This is a genomic window from Bacillus sp. SD127 (assembly GCF_058566445.1).
In genome coordinates, this window is the sequence record NZ_CP191226.1 from 879,646 (window position 1) to 900,453 (window position 20,808).

A 20,808-nucleotide genomic window follows, 5' to 3' on the forward strand; every position below is an offset into this window, starting at 1 on the left:
AGACTGCAAAAACATCTACAGTCTATTTTGGCACTGCTATGCGGTATGTTACACCCGTTTTGTCATTTTCAATTGAGATAGACGCCTTATGAAGAGTTAAAATACGTTTTACGATGCTGAGCCCAATGCCGAATTCGCCTTTCTTCCCTTTATTAAAAGGCTCATAAAGGCTGGAAAGCATCTCATCTTCAATATGCGGTCCGTCATTTTTAATGGTGATAAAGATATTCCGATCATCTTGTTTCATGATGATTTCAATCTTTGTTGCGGCATAGCGGATTTGATTTTCCAGTATGTTCTCCAGAAGCTTGTTCCATTGCTCGGGATCACCAGGCATGAGAATGTCTTCTTCTACATCAATTCCCCATGATAATTCTTTTCGCGCCCATTTCAGTCTTTCAATGACTTCTTCTGTCACTTCCATAATACTGAATGTTTCATGTTGTACTTTTTGCTTAGATAAGTAATCGAGCTTTGTTAAATATAATAAATCTTTTATTTTTTTCTCCAGCTTAAGGGCTTCGCCTTCAATGACATCTACTGTATTTTCAAGATCTCCTTTAGGAAAAATCCCATCTTTGATGGACTGGGTATATCCCCTGATCACCATAACCGGCGTTTTTAAATCGTGAGAAATATTTTGTAAAAGGGTTCTTTCTGTTTCATCCTTTTGCACGAGCTTTTGGCGCATCTCTTCGATGGTATGGCCCAATTTGCCGATTTCATCTTTCCGATCCACTATGACAGGATCATCCCAATCCTGTTCTGAAATCCGTTTGACGTGCTTTTCAAACGAAACGAGAGGCCTTGATAAATATTTCGCAAGCCAAATCGCCGGAATCCAGCTTAATAAAATGACAACCGCTATAATAAACAGCAGCTGTTTGAACAGGGTGAAGGCCAGATCGTCCCGATAAGAATCAAGTGCATAGGACAGCATCATGGCGGATTGCCCGTTGACGGAAAGTCCCTTCTTAATGACAAAAAACACTTTTTCGCCATTAATTTCAGCGCTGTATCGTTTCTTTTTGGCTTCCTGTTTATCAGCCAGCTGGTATACCTTATGGATAAAATCAGACGACAGGATTCGTAAATCCTTGTCTGACGAAGCCGCTTCATTTTCGGGCAGAAGCACGTGCTGTACAGAGCGCACGGTCGTCGGCGCCGTGGCTTCCTCACTGTAATAGCGCCTTTCGATTGAACCAGGCAGGCGGTACTCAGTCAGAACATGCTGTTCATTTTCAATGGTGGTGTACGTTTCATTGGTGAAAAAATCACGCAGCGTGTTTGAAAATAAAACAAGCAATAAAATCGATATGGCTAACAGGATGCCGGAGATAACAACCCATATTTGAAACGAGAGCGGCTTGTTTTTCATGATGTCATCATCCTGTAGCCAAACCCGTAAATGGTCTCCACTTTGAGTTCAGGCATCTTTTTACGCAGCCTCCGGACAAGATCATCAACAACGCGGTCAGTTCCAAAGTAATCATGTCCCCATACCTTGACGAGAATATCCTCACGGGAATATGGATGTCCTTTATGATGGATAAATAAGAGGAGGAGATCAAATTCCTTCGACGTTAAATTAATCAAATTGCCGTTTTCATCATAGACCTCACGGGCGTCTTCCGCGACCCGATAGGAGGAGACGACGGTTTCGTTTTTTTGTGCGGCCGGCGCTTCCTTATAGACAAGCTGCAATAGTTTTTGCACACGTATAATCAGTTCCCGCGGGAGAAATGGTTTTGAAATATAGTCATTGCTTCCAAGCTCTAACCCAAGCACTCTGTCAATATCGGCGTCTCGTGCGGAAATAAAAATGACCGGCACGTCAGGGTCTTTCTCTTTGATTTCTTTTATTAATGTATAGCCGTCAGTATCCGGCAGCATGATATCGAGAATCCACAGGTGGGGAGACGGCGTCATTTTTTTTCTGGCGTCTTCGCCTTTCGTAAAAGATGTAATGTTCCAGCCCTCATTCTCTAAATACTTCGTCAGCAATTCATTCAGATTATCCTCATCCTCAACTAGATAAATGGTATATGACAAGGCTCTTCACATCCTTTCAACGTCATTATAAACTAGTTTTAACATACGGCAGGCAATTTTCATAATTTCACATATTCTTTTCATTTTTATCCCACAATGTTTGTTTATGATGTGTATAAGGGAAGAAAGGAAAAGAAAAGAGCGGGGAAGATGTAGGATGATCAAACATATTCTATTTTGGTGCTTTGCTTTTCTCCTCATTATTGGGACAATTGAACTTGTACATGCGATGAATATGTAACGATAAACGAAAACCGAATAAGGAGTGTATGCATATGGATTACAGACGTGATGACCAGAACGGAGAACAACACACAGAACCTTCACATACAGAAAAAATGAAAACAGAAAACCGGAAGCTGATTGAGCATCCTGAACAAGAATTGCTTGATCCGCTTCATTCTGATGAAGCGGGACGAAAAGAAACGGCTTCCGCTTTAGAAATGGAGAAGAAAGAAACAGCTGTAAAAAAAGAGAAGAAGCGGAGAGCCGCATGGCTGAGCCCGATTTTAGGCGGGATCATCGGCGGCGGACTGATGCTCGGCATCGCGCCTTATTTGCCGTCTGACCATAATCAGACGACCGAGACGGCTTCCGCAAATAAACAGGTGCAATCAGACAACTTTACAACGACACCTGTGACAAACGCGACCAACGTGGCTGATATGGTAGAGGACTTAGAGCCGACAATTGTCGGAATCTCAAATATCCAAACCTCTCAAAATAACACATTCGGCACAGAAGGCAGCTCCGGCTCAGAAAGTGAAAGCGGAACGGGGTCAGGGGTCATTTTCAAAAAAGACAATAACAAAGCATATATCATTACAAACAACCACGTGGTGGAAGGAGCGAATAAGCTGACTGTTACTCTGTACAATGGTAAAACGGAGACAGCCAAGCTTGTGGGAAGCGATACAATTACAGATTTGGCTGTTTTGGAAATCAGCGGCAAGAACGTCAAAAAAGTGGCGAGTTTCGGTGACTCTTCGCAGCTGCGCACAGGTGAAAAAGTCATCGCCATCGGTAACCCGCTCGGCCAGCAGTTCTCCGGAACAGTGACACAAGGGATCATCAGCGGACTTAATCGGACGATTGATGTCGATACGACTCAAGGTACGGTTGAGATGAATGTGCTGCAAACAGACGCGGCAATCAATCCGGGGAACAGCGGCGGCCCGTTAATCAATTCAAACGGCCAAGTGATCGGTATCAACAGTTTGAAAGTAAGTGAAAACGGGGTTGAGTCACTCGGTTTTGCGATTCCAAGCAACGATGTAGAGCCAATTGTTGACCAGCTTCTTGAAAACGGAAAAGTGGAACGTCCATTCTTAGGCGTGCAAATGATTGATATGTCACAAGTTCCTGAAACGTACCAGGAAAACACACTTGGCCTGTTTGGCGATCAATTGAGCAAAGGTGTCTACGTCAAAGAAGTTCAATCCAATTCACCGGCGGCTAAAGCAGGAATGAAATCTGAGGATGTGATTGTCAAATTAAACGGCAAAGATATCCAAAGCAGTGCGGATATCCGTCAAATCCTATATAAAGATTTAAAAGTCGGAGATAAAACAACAATTCAAGTGATACGAAACGGAAAAACGAAAAACCTGAACGTGACACTGACCAAGCAGACAGAAAGCCTCAGCAGCTAAATAGCAAAAAAAGCTGAACCCGAAGAGGGTTCAGCTTTTTTTAGCCTAAATAAGAGGAAAGCATCCACACTTGTTTTTCGACTTCATCGATTAATCCGACAAACAAGTCTGCTGTCGCATTGTCTTGATTTTCTTCCGCAAGGCCGATGACGAATTTAGACTCGCTGCTGATTTGTTTGTAGTCGTTCACCAAAGCTTGGACCATTTCTGAAGCTGACGTTTCGTTTCCGCCGTCTGTGATAGATGCTTGCTCAGTGTATTCTTTCAAAGTGGCAACAGGCTGTCCTCCGATAGCCAGCAGGCGCTCAGCAATCGTATCCACAGTTTCCGCCGCGTGGTCATACAGTTCTTCAAATTTTTCATGCAATGTAAAGAAGTGAGGTCCTTTTACATACCAATGAAAACGGTGCAGCTTGGAGTATAGAAGAAACCAGTTTGATAATTGGGTGTTCATTGAATTCTCAACTAATGTCAGGTTTGTTTTTGCGTTTTCGGTTTTCATAATCTTACGTCCTCCTTGTGATCTGTTAATTTAATTATACCACGTATTAATTAAAAATCAATACTAAATTATAATAATTATAATTTAGATCGACTGAATAGTTTTTTCTTCAGGATAGACTCCCATGCGGACCAAGGAAAAAGCGCTCGGAATAACAGGGTGAGCTTGACGCCTTTTCCGATCGGATAACGCAATTTCTTTAAACGCTGTTTCATCGCTAATTGATAAATGAGGTCGGCAACCTCTTGGGGATCTCCGCTTTCATCGGCATTTTTTTCAACATAAGAAAGGATCTTTTTATAGTATTGATGATAAGCTGAATCGTCAGCCGGCACAGTCATGTGATTCGATAACGATGTTGACCAGATCGATGTTTTGTATGAGCCTGGCTCGATCAGAGCGGTTTCAATGCAGAAAGGAAGCAGCTCCAGACGCAGGCTTTCTGAAAACCCCTCCAATGCATACTTGGAAGAGGCGTAAGGCGACAATGCGGGAAATCCGGTTAAACCGCTGATACTGCTTACGTTTATAATCTTTGCCCCGCTATGCTTTCGTATGTAAGGAAGGACGGTTTTTGTGACATTGATTAATCCGAAAACGTTCGTTTCAAATTGCTTTCTGAAATGCTCCATCGGCACATCCTCGATAAATCCTCCGTAAGCTGTCCCCGCATTGTTGACGAGTAAATCAATTGGGGCATACGCACTTATGGTTTTTCCAAAGGCTTCGATCGAGTGTTCATCAGTGACATCGAGAGCGGTGATGTGAATGGAGTCAGCTACATGATGTTTTGCTGCTAAACCGCGCAGCTGTTCCGCTTTCTCGGGCTGCCTTGCTGTGGCAATGACGAAAAATGACTGAGCCAGTTTGACTGCTGCCAGCAGACCGAAACCGCTAGACGCTCCTGTAACGATAGCTATTTTTTTATTCATTTTCCATATCCTCCTGTTCGGCGCTACAGCTATTGTACAATGATGCACAGAGAATGACGCCTATAAAAGAAATTTTTATACTATAATTCAGAATTGTTCTATAATAAAATCAAATAAGTAAAGGGGTTTTGAGGCATGGGATTGCAAGGGGTAAACAAAACATGGGATCTGGACTCGTTTTTTAAAGGCGGGAGCCAGTCAGAAGAATTCAAGGGATATATTGAACAGCTGTCACAAAGCCTGCGTGCATTTCAAGACATGACAGATGCATTTGAGGCGCCAGAAACATCTAATGATGCTGGAAGGCTGACCGCATTGCTTGATGCATTTGAACAAAATTCGGTAAAGCTGCAGCAGGCCGGTGCTTTTGTCTCTTGTCTTCAGGCACAGAACATTAGCGATCAGAAAGCGAATGAACATAAATCATTCATGCATCAGCTAGTCGCAGATTTTCAGTCTTCCCTTGTCACATTGGATCATAAACTTGTGGAGATTGATCAAGGCGTGTGGGAAGAATTGCTCAAAACACCTGGACTGCGAGAGGTATCATACATATTAAATGAAAGAAGAGAACGGGTTGCGGAAAAGCTCAGCCCAGACAAAGAAAAACTGATTGGAAGCCTTGCGGTTGACGGTTATCATGCCTGGGATGATTTATATCATATCGTTGTCGGAAAAATGACCATTCCGTTTGAGGAAAAACAATTATCTGTCGGACAGGCGGAAAACATGATGTCTTCTCAGGACCGTGATGTCAGAAAAACCGTTTTTGAACGCACCAATCAAGCTTGGGAGCGGGAACAGGATATTTTCAGCAGCACGCTGAATCATTTGGCGGGGTTCCGGCTGGAAACCTACAAAGCGAGAGGATGGGAGGACGTTCTGAAGGAGCCGCTGCAAATCAACCGGATGAAAAAAGAAACGCTGGATACGATGTGGCAGGTCATTACTGAAAATAAGCAGCCGTTCGTTCAGTTTCTCAACCGGAAAGCATCCATGCTTGGACTCGAAAAGCTCAATTGGTATGACGTTGAGGCACCGATTGGGTCTGCCGGGAAGGAATATTCATACGATGAAGCCGCAAACTTAATTGTCAGCCAATTTTCTACGTTCGGCCGAAAGTTGTCCGCTTTTACAGAAAAGGCGTTCCGTGACCGCTGGATTGAAGCCGAGGACAGAAGCGGAAAAAGAGTCGGCGGCTTTTGCACGAGCTTTCCGGACAGCGGGGAATCCCGTATCTTCATGACGTTTTCCGGCAGTGCCTCGAACGTTTCAACGCTTGCCCATGAACTCGGGCATGCCTTTCATCAGGAATCGATGCTCAATGTAAGGCCGTTAAATCGATCCTACGCCATGAACGTAGCGGAAACTGCCTCAACTTTTGCGGAAATGATTGTGGCAGACGCGACTGTCAATCAGGCGGAAACAAAGGAAGAAAAGCTTGTGCTTCTGGAGGATAAAGTGCAAAGAAGCGTTGCTTTCTTTATGAATATCCATGCGAGGTTTTTATTTGAAACGAGATTTTACGAGGAACGAAAGCGGGGAATTGTGCCGGCGGACCGTTTAAACGAGCTGATGGAAGAAGCGCAAAAAGAAGCGTTCTGCGGCGCTTTAGGCGAGTATCATCCGCTATTCTGGGCGTCAAAGCTCCACTTTCATATTACGAGAGTGCCGTTTTATAATTACCCTTATACGTTCGGCTATCTGTTTTCTCTCGGTATTTACGCTCTGGCGCTTGAAGAAAAAAACACGTTTGAAGAGAAATATATAGCGCTATTGCGTGATACGGCATCCATGACCGTAGAAGATTTAGCGATGAAGCATTTAGGCGCAGACATCACGAAGAGAGACTTTTGGGAAAATGCCATCAAGCTGGCAGTGCAGGACGCCGAAGCCTTTTTGCAAATGACTGAATCATAAAGGAAAGCCGGGCGCTGAAGCCCGGCTTTTTCTGCTCTTTTCTCTGAATGAGGATTCCATCCCTTGGACATACCTAAAAGAAATGGAATTCTACAGGGGGGAACCATTATGCATTTGATCAGAGCGGCGGGGGCCGTTTGTCTCGCAGTTGTTCTGATTGCGGGCTGCCGTCTCAATGAAGAACAGCAGCAAGCAGAAGGAGAAAATACGGCAGTTACTCATATGAAATCTGTTCCTTACAGCAATTTCTCGCTTCGCGTCAGCTATGGTGACGGTGAGCATAATCGCTATGAAGGGATATACGAAAAAAACGGAACTCATGAAACAGCAGAAATACAAGATAAGCTCTCAGGCATCAATCAAGAGGGAGAAGAAGCGCTGGATGAGATGAAAATGATTCTGAGCGAGCTATCCGTGACAGATCAAATGGCTGAAAAGGAAGTGATTCACAGTGTGCTGGCGGCTTTTAACCTTGACAGCCACTATGATCATATCGACTTAAAACTGAAGCTTAAGAACGGCGCTGTCAGAGAAATTAAAAAATAATCATGTGCTGAAAAACCCATAACCGCCATTTTTGACCAGAAAACTAATTGAAAATGATTTTCAAAGTCACTGTTTTCTGCTACAATGAGGGTATATGACCATATCAGAGACTGAATATTGTATCACTTGCATTGATGACAATTTACTTACATGCATGTCTATATAAAACGTGCGATACATAGAGCTGCTAAAAAGCCAGCAAAAAGGAGCGGTTATGGGTATGAGTGCAATTTCTACAGAAACGCTGAGCTTAGGGTACGGGGATGCCGTTATTATTGATGAACTGAATTTAACGATTCCAAAAGGTGAAATTACCGTATTTATCGGCAGCAACGGCTGCGGAAAATCGACACTTTTACGTTCGTTGGCGCGGCTGATGAAGCCGAGAGGCGGTTCTGTGCTATTGGAAGGAAGAGCGATCGCCAAGCTTCCGACAAAGGAAGTCGCAAAGGAGCTTGCCATCCTGCCGCAGGGGCCTTCTGCTCCGGAGGGACTGACGGTGCATCAGCTTGTCAAGCAGGGAAGATATCCTTATCAAAACTGGCTGAAACAGTGGTCAAAAGAGGATGAGGCAGCTGTTGAGAGAGCGCTTAAAGCCACAAAGCTGGAAGAGATGGCTGACCGCGCCGTCGATTCCTTATCAGGCGGGCAGCGCCAGCGGGCTTGGATTGCGATGACGCTTGCCCAGGAAACGGATATTATACTTCTGGATGAACCGACAACGTATTTGGATATGACGCATCAAATAGAAATTCTTGATTTGCTGTTTGAGCTGAATGAGAAGGAACAGCGGACGATCGTCATGGTGCTCCATGATTTGAATTTAGCGTGCCGCTACGCACATCACCTTGTGGCTATTAAAGATAAACAGATTTACGCTGAAGGCCGTCCGGAAGAGGTCATTACTTGTGATCTGGTGCAAAATGTGTTTTCTATGAACTGTCAGGTCACACAGGACCCGCTGTTCGGAACGCCTCTTTGCATTCCTCATGGCCGGGGCAGATGCATTGTCCGGGAAGCGGCTTTCACATCACATGGATAAATAACACGGCTAAAGGAGCTTTCATCAATGAGAAAGCTCCTTGCTGTTTTTTTGAAAGGAAGATGTATAAATGGAACAAAAACTGCAAGAACAGCTGGATGGATTGTTGGAGAAATATACTGAGCTTCTGCTTGGTGAATCAAACAATGAGCTAAAAGAAGACGTGAAGCAGTGGATCTTGTACACGCATATCGCCAAAAGCATGCCTCCGCTCGCTAAGCATTGGAATACTACATATCCTGACGCAAAGCAGGGCATGAAAGACATCATACAGCATATCAAACAGTTAAACGAAGAGCATCGAAACAAAGAATAGGCTAAAAAGCAGTCTGCCGCTCATGAACGGCAGACTGCTTTTTGTTATGTGGCTGTTTCATTTGGTGCGAAGGAATCCATAAAGGTGCGCAGCGCGCTGCTGATAAACGAATCCTTCCGGAAAATAAACTCCGTTTTCATCTGTCTGAGAGGTTCAGGGAGCGTGTACAATCGGATCGAACCTTCAGACTCGTGTTTTTGTACAACAGTCCGCGGCAGCAATGAGATGCCAAGGCCCGCTGTTACCCCGCCTATAATCGCTTCAAGTGTGCCGAACTCCATAATCACCGGCTGTGTGACGCCGACGGAGTGCAGCCATTTTTCAAGGGTATCTCGGTACGAACAGCCTGTGCTGTAAACGAGAATCGGCTTTGTGATCGCTTCTTCTGCACAGGACACAGAAGAAGCGGACACGACTACGGGCTCCTCCTCAAATGCGGGGAAGGACTGAAGCTCAGGATGATTGCATTCACAGCCGATAAACGCTCCATCGAGTTCATACCGAAGAACTTTATCGATTAAAAATTGTGTATGCCCTGTTGTTAAAGACAGCTGTACGTTTGGATACTCTTCATAATACGAAGCAAGCAGTTTTGGGAGCCTGACTGCGGCGGCTGTCTGAGTGGAACCGATCATCAGCTGTCCGCTCGGCTCAGTTGAGGAAGAGAGCGCTTGGGACGCCTCATCCAGCAGCCCGATAATTTTATCCGTATAATCCAGCAGAAGCTTTCCGCTAGAAGAGAGTATCATCCCTCGATTATGGCGCAAAAAAAGGGTGGTGCCGAGCTCAGCTTCCAATTGCTGAATTCTGGCCGTCACATTTGACTGCACGTAACCAAGCAGCAGTGCGGCTTTCGTAATTGTGCCTTCACGGGCTACCATTTGAAACACACGCAGATCTCCGCTTTCCATGTTGAATCCCCCGTTCTTTTGATATCAATCTAAATGATATCGAGTATCTTTAACAATCATTATACGTAACACCAAACCTCCATTACAATAGAATCAGCAGTTTAGATTTCAAAATATATACAAACAACAAGGAGTGGCGGCAATGGATCTTAAAAACAAAACAGCTCTCGTCACTGGGGGCGGCACGGGAATAGGAAGAGCAGCATGCATTGAATTAGCGAAACGCGGAGCGATTGTTGCGGTGAATTATTCACGCTCGCAAGCTCAGGCGGAGGAAACAGCAGAAATCATCAAAAGCGAGGGCGGGCAGGCCGTTGCTATCCAAGCCGATGTGTCCAAAAACAGTGAAGTGCAGGACATGGTTCAAGCGATAGTAAAGCAATACGGCACGATTGACGTTTTAATCAACAACGCAAGTATTACACGGCATATTCCAATGAGTGATCTCGACGCCGCGACAGAGGACGTATGGGACGAGTTGTATGCAGTCAATGTCAAAGGAATGTTTTTTTGCGCGAGAGCAGCGGCTCCTTTCATGAAAAAAAGCAAGGCTGGGGCGATCGTTAATATCGGCAGTATCGCGGGGTCAACCGGGGCGGGCTCTTCTATGCCTTACGCTGTGTCAAAAGCAGCGGTGCACGGCCTGACAAAATCATTGGCACACGCTTTGGCGCCAGAAATCAGAGTGTGCGGTGTCGCACCCGGAGCTGTCGCGACAAGATGGTGGGCGGGGCGTGAAGAAAAAATGAAAAACATGAGCGGCACTTTGCTGTTGCAGCGAATTGCTGAAGCGAGTGATGTGGCACGGCTGATTTGTTCCGTGCTTGAACAGGAATCCCTGACAGGACAAATCATCACGATTGACAGCGGCCAGACGATGTAAAGAAAGGAGCGGCGTGAGAGATGCCATTTGTACAGATTCATTTACGAGCGGGGAGAAGCAAAGAATGGCTTCAAAAACTGAGCAGAGCCATTCACCAGTCTATGATCGAAGAAATCAATGTACCGGCTGATGATTACTTTCAAGTGATCCGGCAATACCAAAAAAGCGAATTTTTTTATGATCCGTCTTATTTACAGGTAGAGCGTACAGATGAACTGATTTACATCCAATTTACATTGAAAGATTCAAGAACAACAGAACAGAAAAAATCGTTTTACCATTCAGTGGCAAGCCGGATTCATTCGGAGCTCAGTGTAAGAAAAGAAGATGTGTTTATCATACTGGCCGGAAATCAGGATGAGGATTGGTCCTTCGGAAACGGAAGGGCCCAGATGATCGAATAAAAAAGCCCCGCGGTTATGTCCGCGGGGCGCTCTATTAATGAGAAGGGGATTCAACGGCTTGTGCCGCTTTTTCCTTTTGTTCATCCGTTTTCTTATTCGAAAGCTTAATAGGCTTTAAGAATAAGGTAAATACAGCTCCGACTGCGATAAAGATCAGGCCTGTATAAAACACGCTGTGGAGCGAATCCATCAACGATGTTTTTAATATCGGCATAATATGGGATGAGAAAGCCGCAGGGATTTGTTTAATTGCGTCCGGGCTGAACAGTGATTGCAGCAGCCCTTGCGGATTTGTGTCAATCATGCCCTTTAATTGAGATGCAAAGGCGTTTGCCTGTGCCGGGAGCGAGTCTAAATATGGAACCAGTTTATCAGTCAGCAAGCTTCCGGATCTGGCATTCATTACAGCGCCCAGCATGGTAATGCCGAATGTGCCCCCGATAGAACGGAAGAATTGGCTGGAAGAGGTGACGACCCCAAGCTCCTCTTTCGAAAAGCTTTCCTGTAAAGCCAGCGTCAGAATCGGCATAACAAGACCCATTCCAAGACCGATAATGGCCATATAGGATGTTGCGACAAGTTTGCTCGTGTCTAAATCCAAAGTGGTTAACAGAAGGAATCCGCCAGCCATAATCAGCATGCCTGTTATGATTTGCGGTTTAATTCCTATTTTGTAAACAAGCTGGCCGCCGATAATGCTTGTGATGATCATTGAGATCATCATCGGTGTCATAATGGTGCCTGATTCAGATGCGCTTACACCGACAATTCCCTGCATAAAGAAAGGAACAAACGTAATCGCGCCAAACATTCCGATACTCATAAAAAAGCCGATCAGGTTCAAAAACGTAAATGTTCTATTTTTAAATAGATACATTGGAAGGATCGGTTCTTTCGCTTTCGATTCAACAATAATAAAGCTCACAATTCCGATCAGTGCGAGCGCGAACAAGCCGAGAATCTGCCATGAACCCCATGCGTAATCTTTCCCGCCGAAGCTTAGGGCGAGAAGAAGGCTGACAACCCCGACAATCATTGTGAAAATACCGGCGATATCAAAGTTGATCGGACCGGTCTGCTTACGGCCCTGCAATCCTCTGGCAATAAAAATAACTGCGATAATTCCAACAGGAAGGTTAATGTAAAAAACCCATTTCCAGTTTAATGAATCAACGATCCAGCCGCCGATTTGCGGCCCGATAACAGAGGCAAGCCCGTAAATGGCTCCAAAGACCCCTTGGAATTTGGCACGCTGTTTCCCTGTAAATAAGTCACCAATGACAATCATGGCCATCGGCATCATAATACCTCCGCCAATTCCCTGCAAACCGCGGAAAATAATCAATTCTGTCATATTGTTGGCCATTCCGCACAGAGCTGAAGCAGCCATAAAAATAAGCAACCCTGATACATAGACGATCCGGCGCCCCAATAAGTCCGCTAATTTACCGGCAATCGGCACGACCGTTGTTGATGTTAACAAATACGCCGTAGTCAGCCAGGTCATCATGCTCAAACCGCCAAGATCTCCGACGATTTTCGGCATGGCAGTTCCGACAATGGTACCGTCAAGGGCTGAGAAAAACATGGCAATGATTAAGCCTGTTATTAATAAAGTCCGTTTTGATTGTTTTCCTTCATTACTCATTTCATCCGTTTCCTCTTTTCCTATTTTACTTTTCATTGGTTTCGGCAGCGGCTTGTGCCAGCTTTTTCGTCATATGCGCTGCCTGCAGCAGTTCCTCTTCGGTCAGGTAGGAAAGGTATCGTGCCATTATGGCTTTTCTGCCCGCCAAAACGTCCTCGAACTTTCTGTCTCCTTCATCGGTAAGGCTGATATTAATGACTCGCCTGTCTTGGGTATTGTGTTTTCTGACGATCAGATTTTTTTGTTCAAGGCGGTCTGCCATTAACGTTACCGCGCTTGGCTTGACCTCCATCCGTTCGGCAATTTCAGAAATTTTAAGGCTGCCATTCTTTTTTAAGCTTGCGAGCACAAACAGCTGCGCGGGGGTAATCCCCTGTTTCTCCATGCTATCCAGCATTTCAGGCTGTATCTTTTGAAAGAGCGCCTGAAGCGATAATTGAATATCAGACATTAACTGATCCGCACTCTTCATCTTCATTTCTCCTCTTTAATATAATCCGTGTTTATATTTAATGTATTGAAATAGTTAATGCTTATTAAATATAAATAAGCGTTAATAAAAAGTCAACTGATTTTACACACAAAAAAAGGATAGATGCCAGTAAAGCACATCATACCCTTTTTGCGGATCTGATTGATGGAACTTTATTGCTGATAAGGAGACTGCTGCTGAATGGTTTGCTGGAACTTTTTATAGGATTGCTGCAGCTTTTGGGCGTCTTCTGCTTCAACAGTATACCATCCGTATTGGAACATGAGATCATACAGTTTTCTTTGCGCTTTTTGTGACTCATCAAAAATGGATTGAATATCCTGATAGAGAGATTCATGGCTGAACTCATGCAGAGCAGTGCAATACGCAGTGGTCATGTATTTTTCCGTTGTCAAAAGTTCATTGACGAAATCTCTGTCATTCATTTCTGATGTAGTCGGCACAGGTGTTTGCGGGTTGCCGATTTTCTGATTTTGCTGATTCATTTTGGCGCCTCCTTATTGGATATAGCCGGACTGCTGCTGTCCTGGCTGCAGGTGCTTTAATATTCTTTGATAGTGATCGTGATGCATATGTCCGACGCGGTCTAGTTCTTGTTTTAATGTTTGATCCTGGCACTGCTGCGCCATAAAATGCGCTTTTTTCATCGCGAGCAGATTCCAGTTCAGCATGTCATTCAGATACAAATGATCCTTTGTTGAAATGACAGAGGGCGGCATTTGAGATTGCTGCTGATTGTTCATTGTAATCCTCCTTTGCGTTCTATTCGTTTTATGTTTCCTTCAGTATGGGAGTTATATACAGGTGTTTTGAAGAAGGCTGTATCGTCAGGAGGAATTGGATGTTGAGACATATATTTTTATTCTTATCACAAAATAAAACGCTCACTAAACTTGCCAAAGCATACGGATCACGGCTGGGGGCGCGGAGATTTGTCGCGGGGGACACGATTGAATCGGCTGTTCGGACCATTAAAAAGCTGAATCGATCCGGTTTGTGCACAACCATTGATTATTTAGGCGAGTATGCGGCTACACAAAAAGAAGCGAGTCGAGTCGCAGAGGAATGCAAGAAGGCGATTCAAGCGATTGCCGAACACCGGTTAGATTCCGAGCTTTCCCTTAAGCTGACGTCACTGGGGCTCGATATTTCAGAAGAGCTGACCGTTTCACATTTGCGTGACATTTTATCTGCTGCGAAGGAAAATGACGTGGCTGTGACGATTGATATGGAGGACTACTCACATTATGAACAGACGCTTGCCATCTACAGGCAGTGCAAGCAGGAATTTGACATGCTGGGTACGGTGATACAGGCGTATCTTTACCGGGCTGCAGAAGATATCCGAAAGCTGCACGATCTGAAGCCGAATCTCAGACTTGTCAAAGGCGCTTACAAGGAATCTGCGGCCGTTGCATTCCCTGATAAAAAAGGAACAGACCTTCACTTTCAGAGCTTGATTAAACTTCATCTGCTGAGCGGGAACTATACTGCCGTCGCTACACATGATGATGACATTATTGCGTTTACGAAGAAACTCGTTGCCGAGCATCAAATCCCGCTGTCACAATTCGAGTTTCAAATGCTTTACGGGATTAGGCCGGAGCGGCAGAAGGAACTCGTGAAGGAAGGGTACAAGATGCGTGTATATGTCCCGTATGGAACCGACTGGTTTAGCTACTTTATGAGAAGAATCGCCGAAAGACCCGCAAATGCGGCTTTTGTGTTAAAAGGGATTTTCAAAAAGTGAAAGCAGCCGCGAACCGCAGCTGCATTGTTATTGTTCCATGTTGTGTTTCTTATACTGCTGATTTTGGCTTGTCCGTTTTCCGCCGCCGTAATGCTGTGTCGGACCGGCATCTCCTTTCACGCTCGCCGCGCTTACTGCTGCTGAAGACGGGTTCTTTTTCTCTCGCACCATTCCCTTCACCTCCGGGTTTAAGTTTCCCGTCTTCTATCTGCTTCATACAAAAAAATAACAAATTAGCTATTGAAGTCGAAACAAAAATCTTTTATGATGAAAGAAGAAACGAGTTTCCATTTTTTTTGACCAAAAAATGAATGATTATTCATTCAACGTTCAAGGGGGATGTCTCATGCACAAACACATTCAAAAAGCAGCCGTTTTAGGATCGGGGGTTATGGGTTCCGGTATTGCTGCGCATTTGGCTAACAACGGAATTCCGGTCCTGCTGCTTGATATTGTGCCGAACGATTTAACAAAGGAAGAGGAGAAAAAGGGGCTGACGAAGGAAAGTCCGGAGGTGCGCAGCAGGCTGAGCAGATCTGCGGTGAAAAAGCTGCTGAAACAAAAGCCCGCCCCTCTTACGTCAGCACAAAACACCGCTTATATTACTCCCGGCAATTTAGAAGATGATGTCGAGAAGCTGAAGGAAGCTGATTGGATTATTGAGGTCGTTGTCGAAAATCTTGAGGTCAAAAAGAAGATTTTCTCTCTCGTGGATGAGCATCGGAAACCGGGCAGCATCGTCTCGAGCAACACGTCCGGCATCTCAGTGCAGGCGATGGCTGAAGGCAGGTCTGAAGATTTTAAAGCTCATTTTCTCGGAACGCATTTTTTTAACCCGGCGCGATATTTAAAGCTGCTGGAGATCATTCCGATTAAGGAGACTGATCCTGACATCCTGGCGTTTATGACATCCTTCGGTGAAAATGTCCTCGGCAAAGGCGTGGTCACAGCTAAGGACACACCAAATTTTATCGCAAACCGAATCGGGACATACGGACTTCTCATTACGGTTCAAGAAATGCTGAAAGGCGGCTATCAGGTCGGAGAAGTCGATTCCATCACAGGCCCGCTGATCGGAAGACCGAAAAGCGCAACCTTCAGAACGCTGGATGTTGTCGGCCTCGACACTTTTGCCCACGTTGCCCGAAACGTGTATGACAAAGCAGAGGGAGACGAAAAAGAAGTATTTCGCCTGCCTGACTTCATGAATAACATGCTGCAAAAAGGCTGGATCGGAAGCAAATCCGGTCAAGGCTTTTATAAAAAAGAAGGAAAAACGATTTATGAGCTTGATCCGATGACGCTTACTTACGGAGAACGGTCAAAGATGAAAACGCCGGCTCTTGAAGCGGCAAAGCAAGCTAAAGGGACAAAAGCTAAAATGAAAGCGCTTATTTATTCAGAAGACAGGGCTGGCCAGCTGCTGTGGAATGTCACGTCGCAAACGCTGCTTTACTCAGCCCAGCTTCTCGGAGAAATCGCCGACGATATTCATGCAATTGACCAAGCCATGAAATGGGGATTCGGCTGGGAACTGGGGCCATTCGAAATCTGGGACGCAATCGGTGTCAGACAGTCGGCGGAAAAGCTTGAACAGCTTGGAGCGGAGATTCCCGGCTGGATAAAAGATATGCTGGACAAAGGGAATGAGACCTTCTACATCAGAGAAAACGGAACAGTGCTTTATTACGAAAGCGGCGAATACAGAGCTGTAAAAGAAAACAAGAAACGAATCCATTTACAGTCAGTTAAAGAAACAAACGGCGTCATTGCGAAAAACAGCGGAGCGAGCTTGATCGATCTTGGTGACGATGTAGCGCTTCTGGAATTTCACTCGAAAAGCAATGCCATCGGGCTCGACATCATTCAAATGATCAACAAAGCATTGGAAGAAACAGAGCGGAATTACAAAGGGCTTGTCATCGGCAATCAAGGAAAAAATTTCTGCGTGGGCGCCAATCTTGCCATGATCTTAATGGAAGTACAGGATGACAACTTTATGGAAGTTGATTTGGTGATACGGCGTTTTCAAGAGACAATGATGAACATCAAATACAGTGCGAAACCTGTTGTTGCAGCTCCATTTGGCATGACGCTCGGCGGAGGGACGGAAGTGTGTCTCCCTGCTGCACGAATACAAGCGGCAAGCGAAGCCTATATGGGACTTGTAGAATCAGGAGTCGGCCTTATCCCTGGCGGAGGGGGCAATAAAGAGCTGTACATCAATCATCTTCGCCGCGGTCTTGATCCGATGAATGCGGCCATGAAAACATTTGAAACGATCGCAATGGCTAAGGTGTCAACTTCCGCCCAAGAGGCTCGGGAACTGAACATTTTAAAAGAGGCTGACCGTATCAGCACTAACCAGGATCACCTCCTGTACGATGCAAAGCAGTTAGCCGCCTCTTTATACGATACCGGCTGGCGGCCGCCTGTAAAAGAAAAGGTCAAGGTGGCGGGGGAAACAGGTTATGCCGCGCTTCTGCTCGGTGCAGAGCAAATGAAGCTGTCCGGCTACCTATCTGAGCATGATATGAAAATCGCTAAAAAGCTCGCTTTTGTGATTGCCGGCGGAAAAGTGCCGTTCGGAACAGAGGTGGATGAAGAGTATTTATTGGAAATTGAGAGAGAAGCGTTTTTAAGTCTGGCAGGCGAGGCGAAATCTCAAGCGAGAATGCAGCATATGCTGGTGAAAGGCAAACCTTTACGGAACTAGGAGGGAGTTTATGAAAGAGGCAGTTATTGTGGCAGGAGCAAGAACACCGGTAGGGAAAGCGAAAAAAGGTTCATTGGCCACCGTTCGCCCGGATGATTTGGGAGCCATTTGCGTGAAAGAAACGCTGAAACGAGCAGGCGGCTATGAGGGCAATATTGACGATTTAATTATTGGCTGTGCAACACCTGAAGCAGAACAGGGGCTCAATATGGCGAGAAATATCGGCGCGCTTGCGGGTCTGCCATATACGGTGCCGGCGATTACGGTCAACCGCTACTGTTCCTCAGGTCTTCAGTCCATCGCATATGCGGCAGAAAAAATTATGCTTGGCGCCTACGATACGGCCATTGCAGGCGGAGCGGAATCTATGTCACAGGTTCCGATGATGGGGCATGTGACCCGTCCGAACCTCGCATTAGCCGAGAAAGCGCCGGAGTATTACATGAGCATGGGACACACAGCAGAACAGGTTGCGAAAAAATACGGCGTTTCCCGTGAAGATCAGGATGCTTTTGCCGTGCGCAGCCACCAGAAAGCTGCCAAAGCCCTTGCAGAGGGGAAATTTAAAGATGAAATTGTCCCTGTCGAAGTCAAGGTGACAGAAATCGGCGAAAACCATAAGCCGCAGGTAAAACATACTGTTTTTTCTCAGGATGAAGGTGTCCGCCCGCAAACGACCACAGACATTTTAAGCACATTACGCCCGGCCTTTTCCGTTGACGGGACAGTCACTGCCGGAAATTCCTCGCAAACAAGTGACGGGGCGGCGGCTGTCATGCTGATGGATCGCGAAAAAGCGGATGCGCTTGGTTTGGCGCCGCTTGTCAAATTCCGTTCCTTTGCAGTTGGCGGGGTGCCGCCGGAAGTCATGGGCATCGGGCCCGTGGAAGCCATTCCGCGCGCACTGAAGCTTGCCGGGCTTCAATTGCAGGACATCGGGCTGTTCGAACTGAACGAAGCGTTTGCATCACAAGCCATCCAAGTCATCAGGGAGCTGGGGATTGATGAGGAGAAAGTGAATGTCAACGGGGGCGCTATCGCACTCGGGCACCCGCTTGGATGTACGGGCACAAAGCTGACACTCTCACTGATTCATGAAATGAAACGGAGAAACGAGCAATTTGGAGTCGTCACAATGTGTATCGGCGGCGGGATGGGAGCAGCCGGCGTATTTGAATTATGCTAAAGGGGGAAAAACAAATGACGAAAAAAACGGCTGAAGTACTAAAAGGCGGCGGCTTCTTAATCGAGGATGTCACATATGATCAGATGTATACACCGGAGGATTTCACCGACGAGCATAAAATGATTGCGAAAACAACGGAGGATTACATTGAGCAGGACGTTCTGCCGCATATAGATGAAATTGAGAACCATCAATTTGAACATTCCGTCCGGCTTTTGAAGAAAGCGGGAGAACTAGGGCTTCTCGGAGCCGATGTTCCCGAGGAATACGGCGGGCTGGGCCTTGATAAAATCAGCTCGGCGCTGATCACTGAAAAATTTTCGCGTGCGGGAAGCTTTTCACTTTCTTACGGTGCACATGTCGGCATCGGTTCCTTGCCGATCGTATTCTTCGGAACGGAAGAGCAAAAGAAAAAATATCTCCCTGATCTGGCTTCTGGGGAAAAGATCGCTGCGTACGCACTGACTGAGCCGGGTTCCGGATCTGATGCGTTAGGCGCAAAAACGACAGCGGTGCTGAATGAAGCTGGAACGCATTACGTATTAACCGGAGAAAAACAGTGGATTACCAACTCAGCTTTTGCCGATGTCTTTGTCGTTTACGCCAAAGTGGACGGCGAAAAGTTTTCCGCTTTTATTGTAGAAAAAGATTTTCGGGGCGTATCAACCGGACCTGAAGAAAAGAAAATGGGAATTAAAGGGTCATCGACGAGAACCCTTATTTTGGATCAGGCTGAGGTGCCGAAGGAAAACCTTCTTGGAGAAATCGGCAAAGGGCATGTCATCGCTTTTAATATTTTAAATATCGGCCGCTACAAGCTGGCAGTAGGAACGATCGGCGCGTCCAAACGGGTGATCGAGCTGTCTGCAGCTTACGCAAATCAGCGCCGCCAATTTAAAACGCCGATCGCAGGCTTTTCGCTGACCCAGGAAAAAATCGCGACGATGGCATCAAGACTGTATGCGATGGAAAGCTCTGTGTACAGAACTGTCGGACTGTTTGAAGACAATATGAGCCAGTTTACAGCTGAAGACCTAAAGGACGGAAGACAAATTGCGAAGTCCATTGCCGAATACGCCATTGAATGCTCTCTCAACAAGGTGTTTGGCTCTGAAACGCTTGATTATATTGTCGATGAAGGCGTGCAAATCCACGGCGGCTACGGATTTATGCAGGAGTATGAGGTGGAAAGAGCCTATCGGGATTCCAGGATCAACCGGATTTTCGAAGGAACAAATGAAATTAACCGGTTAATCGTGCCAAGCACGTTTCTGAAGAAAGCGATGAAAGGCGAGCTGCCTCTTTTTGAAAAGGCACAGGCGCTTCAAGAAGAACTCATGATGCTTATGCCTGAGGAGCCGGGCACCGGCGTATTAGAGCAAGAGAAATATATCGTCAAGCAAGCCAAAAAAATCGCCCTGTTCGCCGCGGGCCTTGCCGCGCAAAAATACGGAAAAGCGATCGACCGCGAACAAGAAATCCTCGTAAACATTGCTGATATTGTCAGCAATGTATATGCAATGGAATCAGCCGTGCTCAGAACGGAAAAGGCCATTGCCGCGCAAGGAAGCGATAAAGCAGCGCAAAAGCTGCTGTACACAGAAATTTTCGTTCAAGAAGCCTTTAACGAAATTGAAGCCCATGCGAAAGAATCTTTACTAGCAATGGAAGAAGGGGATTCTCTCCGTATGATGCTCTCGGCTCTCCGCAAGCTGACACGCGTGACGCCTAAAAATGTCATTCGGAAAAAACGTGAAGCGGCAGCGGGTGTGTTCGAGGCAGAAAAATATATTGTCTGAGTCCCAAGGAGCTCCGCTCATCCGGAGCTCTTTTTTTATGAAGCACTGTTTTAGGT

Annotated in this window: 20 protein-coding genes and 1 pseudogene; 11 read left to right on the top strand and 10 right to left on the bottom strand. The window is 45.8% G+C overall.

Annotated features, from left to right (window positions below):
• Positions 1-22: 22 nt before the first annotated feature.
• Together cssS and cssR are read right to left on the bottom strand one after the other, a co-directional pair.
• Complete coding sequence (gene cssS / locus ACQVGS_RS04520; protein WP_105953859.1) at positions 23-1,378, bottom strand: two-component system sensor histidine kinase CssS; 1,356 nt, start codon at positions 1,376-1,378, stop codon at positions 23-25.
• A complete protein-coding gene (cssR, locus tag ACQVGS_RS04525) occupies positions 1,375-2,052 on the bottom strand; it encodes a two-component system response regulator CssR (RefSeq protein ID WP_024122792.1) in 678 nt (225 codons plus the stop codon). The genes cssS and cssR overlap by 4 nt, the downstream gene beginning before the upstream one ends.
• 275 nt (positions 2,053-2,327) lie before the next feature.
• Here cssR and ACQVGS_RS04530 point away from each other — a divergent pair, with 275 nt between their 5' ends.
• Positions 2,328-3,704, top strand: coding sequence for a S1C family serine protease (locus tag ACQVGS_RS04530; protein WP_487446334.1), 1,377 nt, complete (start codon positions 2,328-2,330; stop codon positions 3,702-3,704).
• A 40-nt stretch (positions 3,705-3,744) separates the two neighbouring features.
• Here ACQVGS_RS04530 and mrgA read toward each other — a convergent pair whose 3' ends face one another.
• On the bottom strand, positions 3,745-4,206 hold the full coding sequence (gene mrgA / locus ACQVGS_RS04535) for a Dps family protein (protein ID WP_024122790.1): 462 nt from the start codon (positions 4,204-4,206) through the stop codon (positions 3,745-3,747).
• A 77-nt stretch (positions 4,207-4,283) separates the two neighbouring features.
• A complete protein-coding gene (locus ACQVGS_RS04540; RefSeq protein ID WP_283912578.1) occupies positions 4,284-5,138 on the bottom strand; it encodes an oxidoreductase in 855 nt (284 codons plus the stop codon).
• 135 nt (positions 5,139-5,273) lie between these two features.
• On the opposite strand from ACQVGS_RS04540, the gene ACQVGS_RS04545 reads away from it, so the two are divergent.
• From ACQVGS_RS04545 to ACQVGS_RS04560, 4 genes and pseudogenes are all read left to right on the top strand, one after another.
• A complete protein-coding gene (locus ACQVGS_RS04545; RefSeq protein WP_263463683.1) occupies positions 5,274-7,058 on the top strand; it encodes a M3 family oligoendopeptidase in 1,785 nt (594 codons plus the stop codon).
• Positions 7,059-7,166: 108 nt separating this feature from the next.
• A complete protein-coding gene (locus ACQVGS_RS04550) occupies positions 7,167-7,604 on the top strand; it encodes a YusW family protein (RefSeq protein ID WP_095714038.1) in 438 nt (145 codons plus the stop codon).
• Between the two features lie 214 nt (positions 7,605-7,818).
• Positions 7,819-8,646 (top strand): ABC transporter ATP-binding protein, encoded by an 828-nt coding sequence (locus tag ACQVGS_RS04555; protein ID WP_095714037.1) that lies wholly within the window; start codon positions 7,819-7,821, stop codon positions 8,644-8,646.
• A 27-nt stretch (positions 8,647-8,673) separates the two neighbouring features.
• A pseudogene (locus tag ACQVGS_RS04560) lies at positions 8,674-8,962 on the top strand (YusU family protein).
• A gap of 44 nt (positions 8,963-9,006) precedes the next feature.
• On the opposite strand, the gene ACQVGS_RS04565 reads toward ACQVGS_RS04560, so the two are convergent.
• Positions 9,007-9,873: a LysR family transcriptional regulator gene (locus ACQVGS_RS04565; protein ID WP_127696491.1), complete on the bottom strand. Its 867-nt coding sequence runs from the start codon at positions 9,871-9,873 to the stop codon at positions 9,007-9,009.
• Positions 9,874-10,015: 142 nt separating this feature from the next.
• Here ACQVGS_RS04565 and ACQVGS_RS04570 point away from each other — a divergent pair, with 142 nt between their 5' ends.
• Together ACQVGS_RS04570 and ACQVGS_RS04575 are read left to right on the top strand one after the other, a co-directional pair.
• Entirely contained in the window at positions 10,016-10,756 is a 741-nt protein-coding gene (locus ACQVGS_RS04570; protein ID WP_151174501.1) for an SDR family NAD(P)-dependent oxidoreductase, read from the top strand.
• Between the two features lie 20 nt (positions 10,757-10,776).
• Positions 10,777-11,160 (top strand): tautomerase family protein, encoded by a 384-nt coding sequence (locus ACQVGS_RS04575; protein WP_101859977.1) that lies wholly within the window; start codon positions 10,777-10,779, stop codon positions 11,158-11,160.
• Positions 11,161-11,194: 34 nt separating this feature from the next.
• Here ACQVGS_RS04575 and mdtP read toward each other — a convergent pair whose 3' ends face one another.
• From mdtP to ACQVGS_RS04595, 4 genes are all read right to left on the bottom strand, one after another.
• Positions 11,195-12,808, bottom strand: coding sequence for a multidrug efflux MFS transporter MdtP (mdtP, locus tag ACQVGS_RS04580; RefSeq protein WP_106019528.1), 1,614 nt, complete (start codon positions 12,806-12,808; stop codon positions 11,195-11,197).
• Positions 12,809-12,833: 25 nt separating this feature from the next.
• Complete coding sequence (locus ACQVGS_RS04585; protein WP_024122780.1) at positions 12,834-13,280, bottom strand: MarR family transcriptional regulator; 447 nt, start codon at positions 13,278-13,280, stop codon at positions 12,834-12,836.
• 173 nt (positions 13,281-13,453) lie between these two features.
• On the bottom strand, positions 13,454-13,786 hold the full coding sequence (locus ACQVGS_RS04590) for a spore coat protein (protein ID WP_487446333.1): 333 nt from the start codon (positions 13,784-13,786) through the stop codon (positions 13,454-13,456).
• 12 nt (positions 13,787-13,798) lie between these two features.
• Complete coding sequence (locus ACQVGS_RS04595) at positions 13,799-14,044, bottom strand: hypothetical protein (RefSeq protein WP_010331808.1); 246 nt, start codon at positions 14,042-14,044, stop codon at positions 13,799-13,801.
• A 98-nt stretch (positions 14,045-14,142) separates the two neighbouring features.
• Here ACQVGS_RS04595 and ACQVGS_RS04600 point away from each other — a divergent pair, with 98 nt between their 5' ends.
• Positions 14,143-15,051, top strand: a complete 909-nt coding sequence (locus ACQVGS_RS04600; RefSeq protein ID WP_188323283.1) for a proline dehydrogenase family protein — start codon at positions 14,143-14,145, stop codon at positions 15,049-15,051.
• 27 nt (positions 15,052-15,078) lie between these two features.
• On the opposite strand, the gene ACQVGS_RS04605 is transcribed toward ACQVGS_RS04600, so the two are convergent.
• Positions 15,079-15,222 carry a YuzL family protein gene (locus ACQVGS_RS04605; protein ID WP_010331806.1) on the bottom strand — a complete coding sequence of 48 codons (144 nt, stop codon included), beginning with the start codon at positions 15,220-15,222 and terminating at the stop codon, positions 15,079-15,081.
• Between the two features lie 175 nt (positions 15,223-15,397).
• On the opposite strand from ACQVGS_RS04605, the gene ACQVGS_RS04610 reads away from it, so the two are divergent.
• From ACQVGS_RS04610 to fadE, 3 genes are read left to right on the top strand one after another with little or no spacing between them, the layout of a single operon-like run.
• On the top strand, positions 15,398-17,767 hold the full coding sequence (locus tag ACQVGS_RS04610) for a 3-hydroxyacyl-CoA dehydrogenase/enoyl-CoA hydratase family protein (RefSeq protein ID WP_188323281.1): 2,370 nt from the start codon (positions 15,398-15,400) through the stop codon (positions 17,765-17,767).
• Positions 17,768-17,777: 10 nt separating this feature from the next.
• A complete protein-coding gene (locus ACQVGS_RS04615) occupies positions 17,778-18,953 on the top strand; it encodes an acetyl-CoA C-acetyltransferase (protein ID WP_106019525.1) in 1,176 nt (391 codons plus the stop codon).
• 14 nt (positions 18,954-18,967) lie between these two features.
• The gene (fadE, locus tag ACQVGS_RS04620; RefSeq protein WP_127696495.1) at positions 18,968-20,752 is read left to right on the top strand and encodes an acyl-CoA dehydrogenase FadE; all 1,785 of its coding nucleotides are present in this window, start codon (positions 18,968-18,970) and stop codon (positions 20,750-20,752) included.
• Positions 20,753-20,808: the final 56 nt, after the last annotated feature.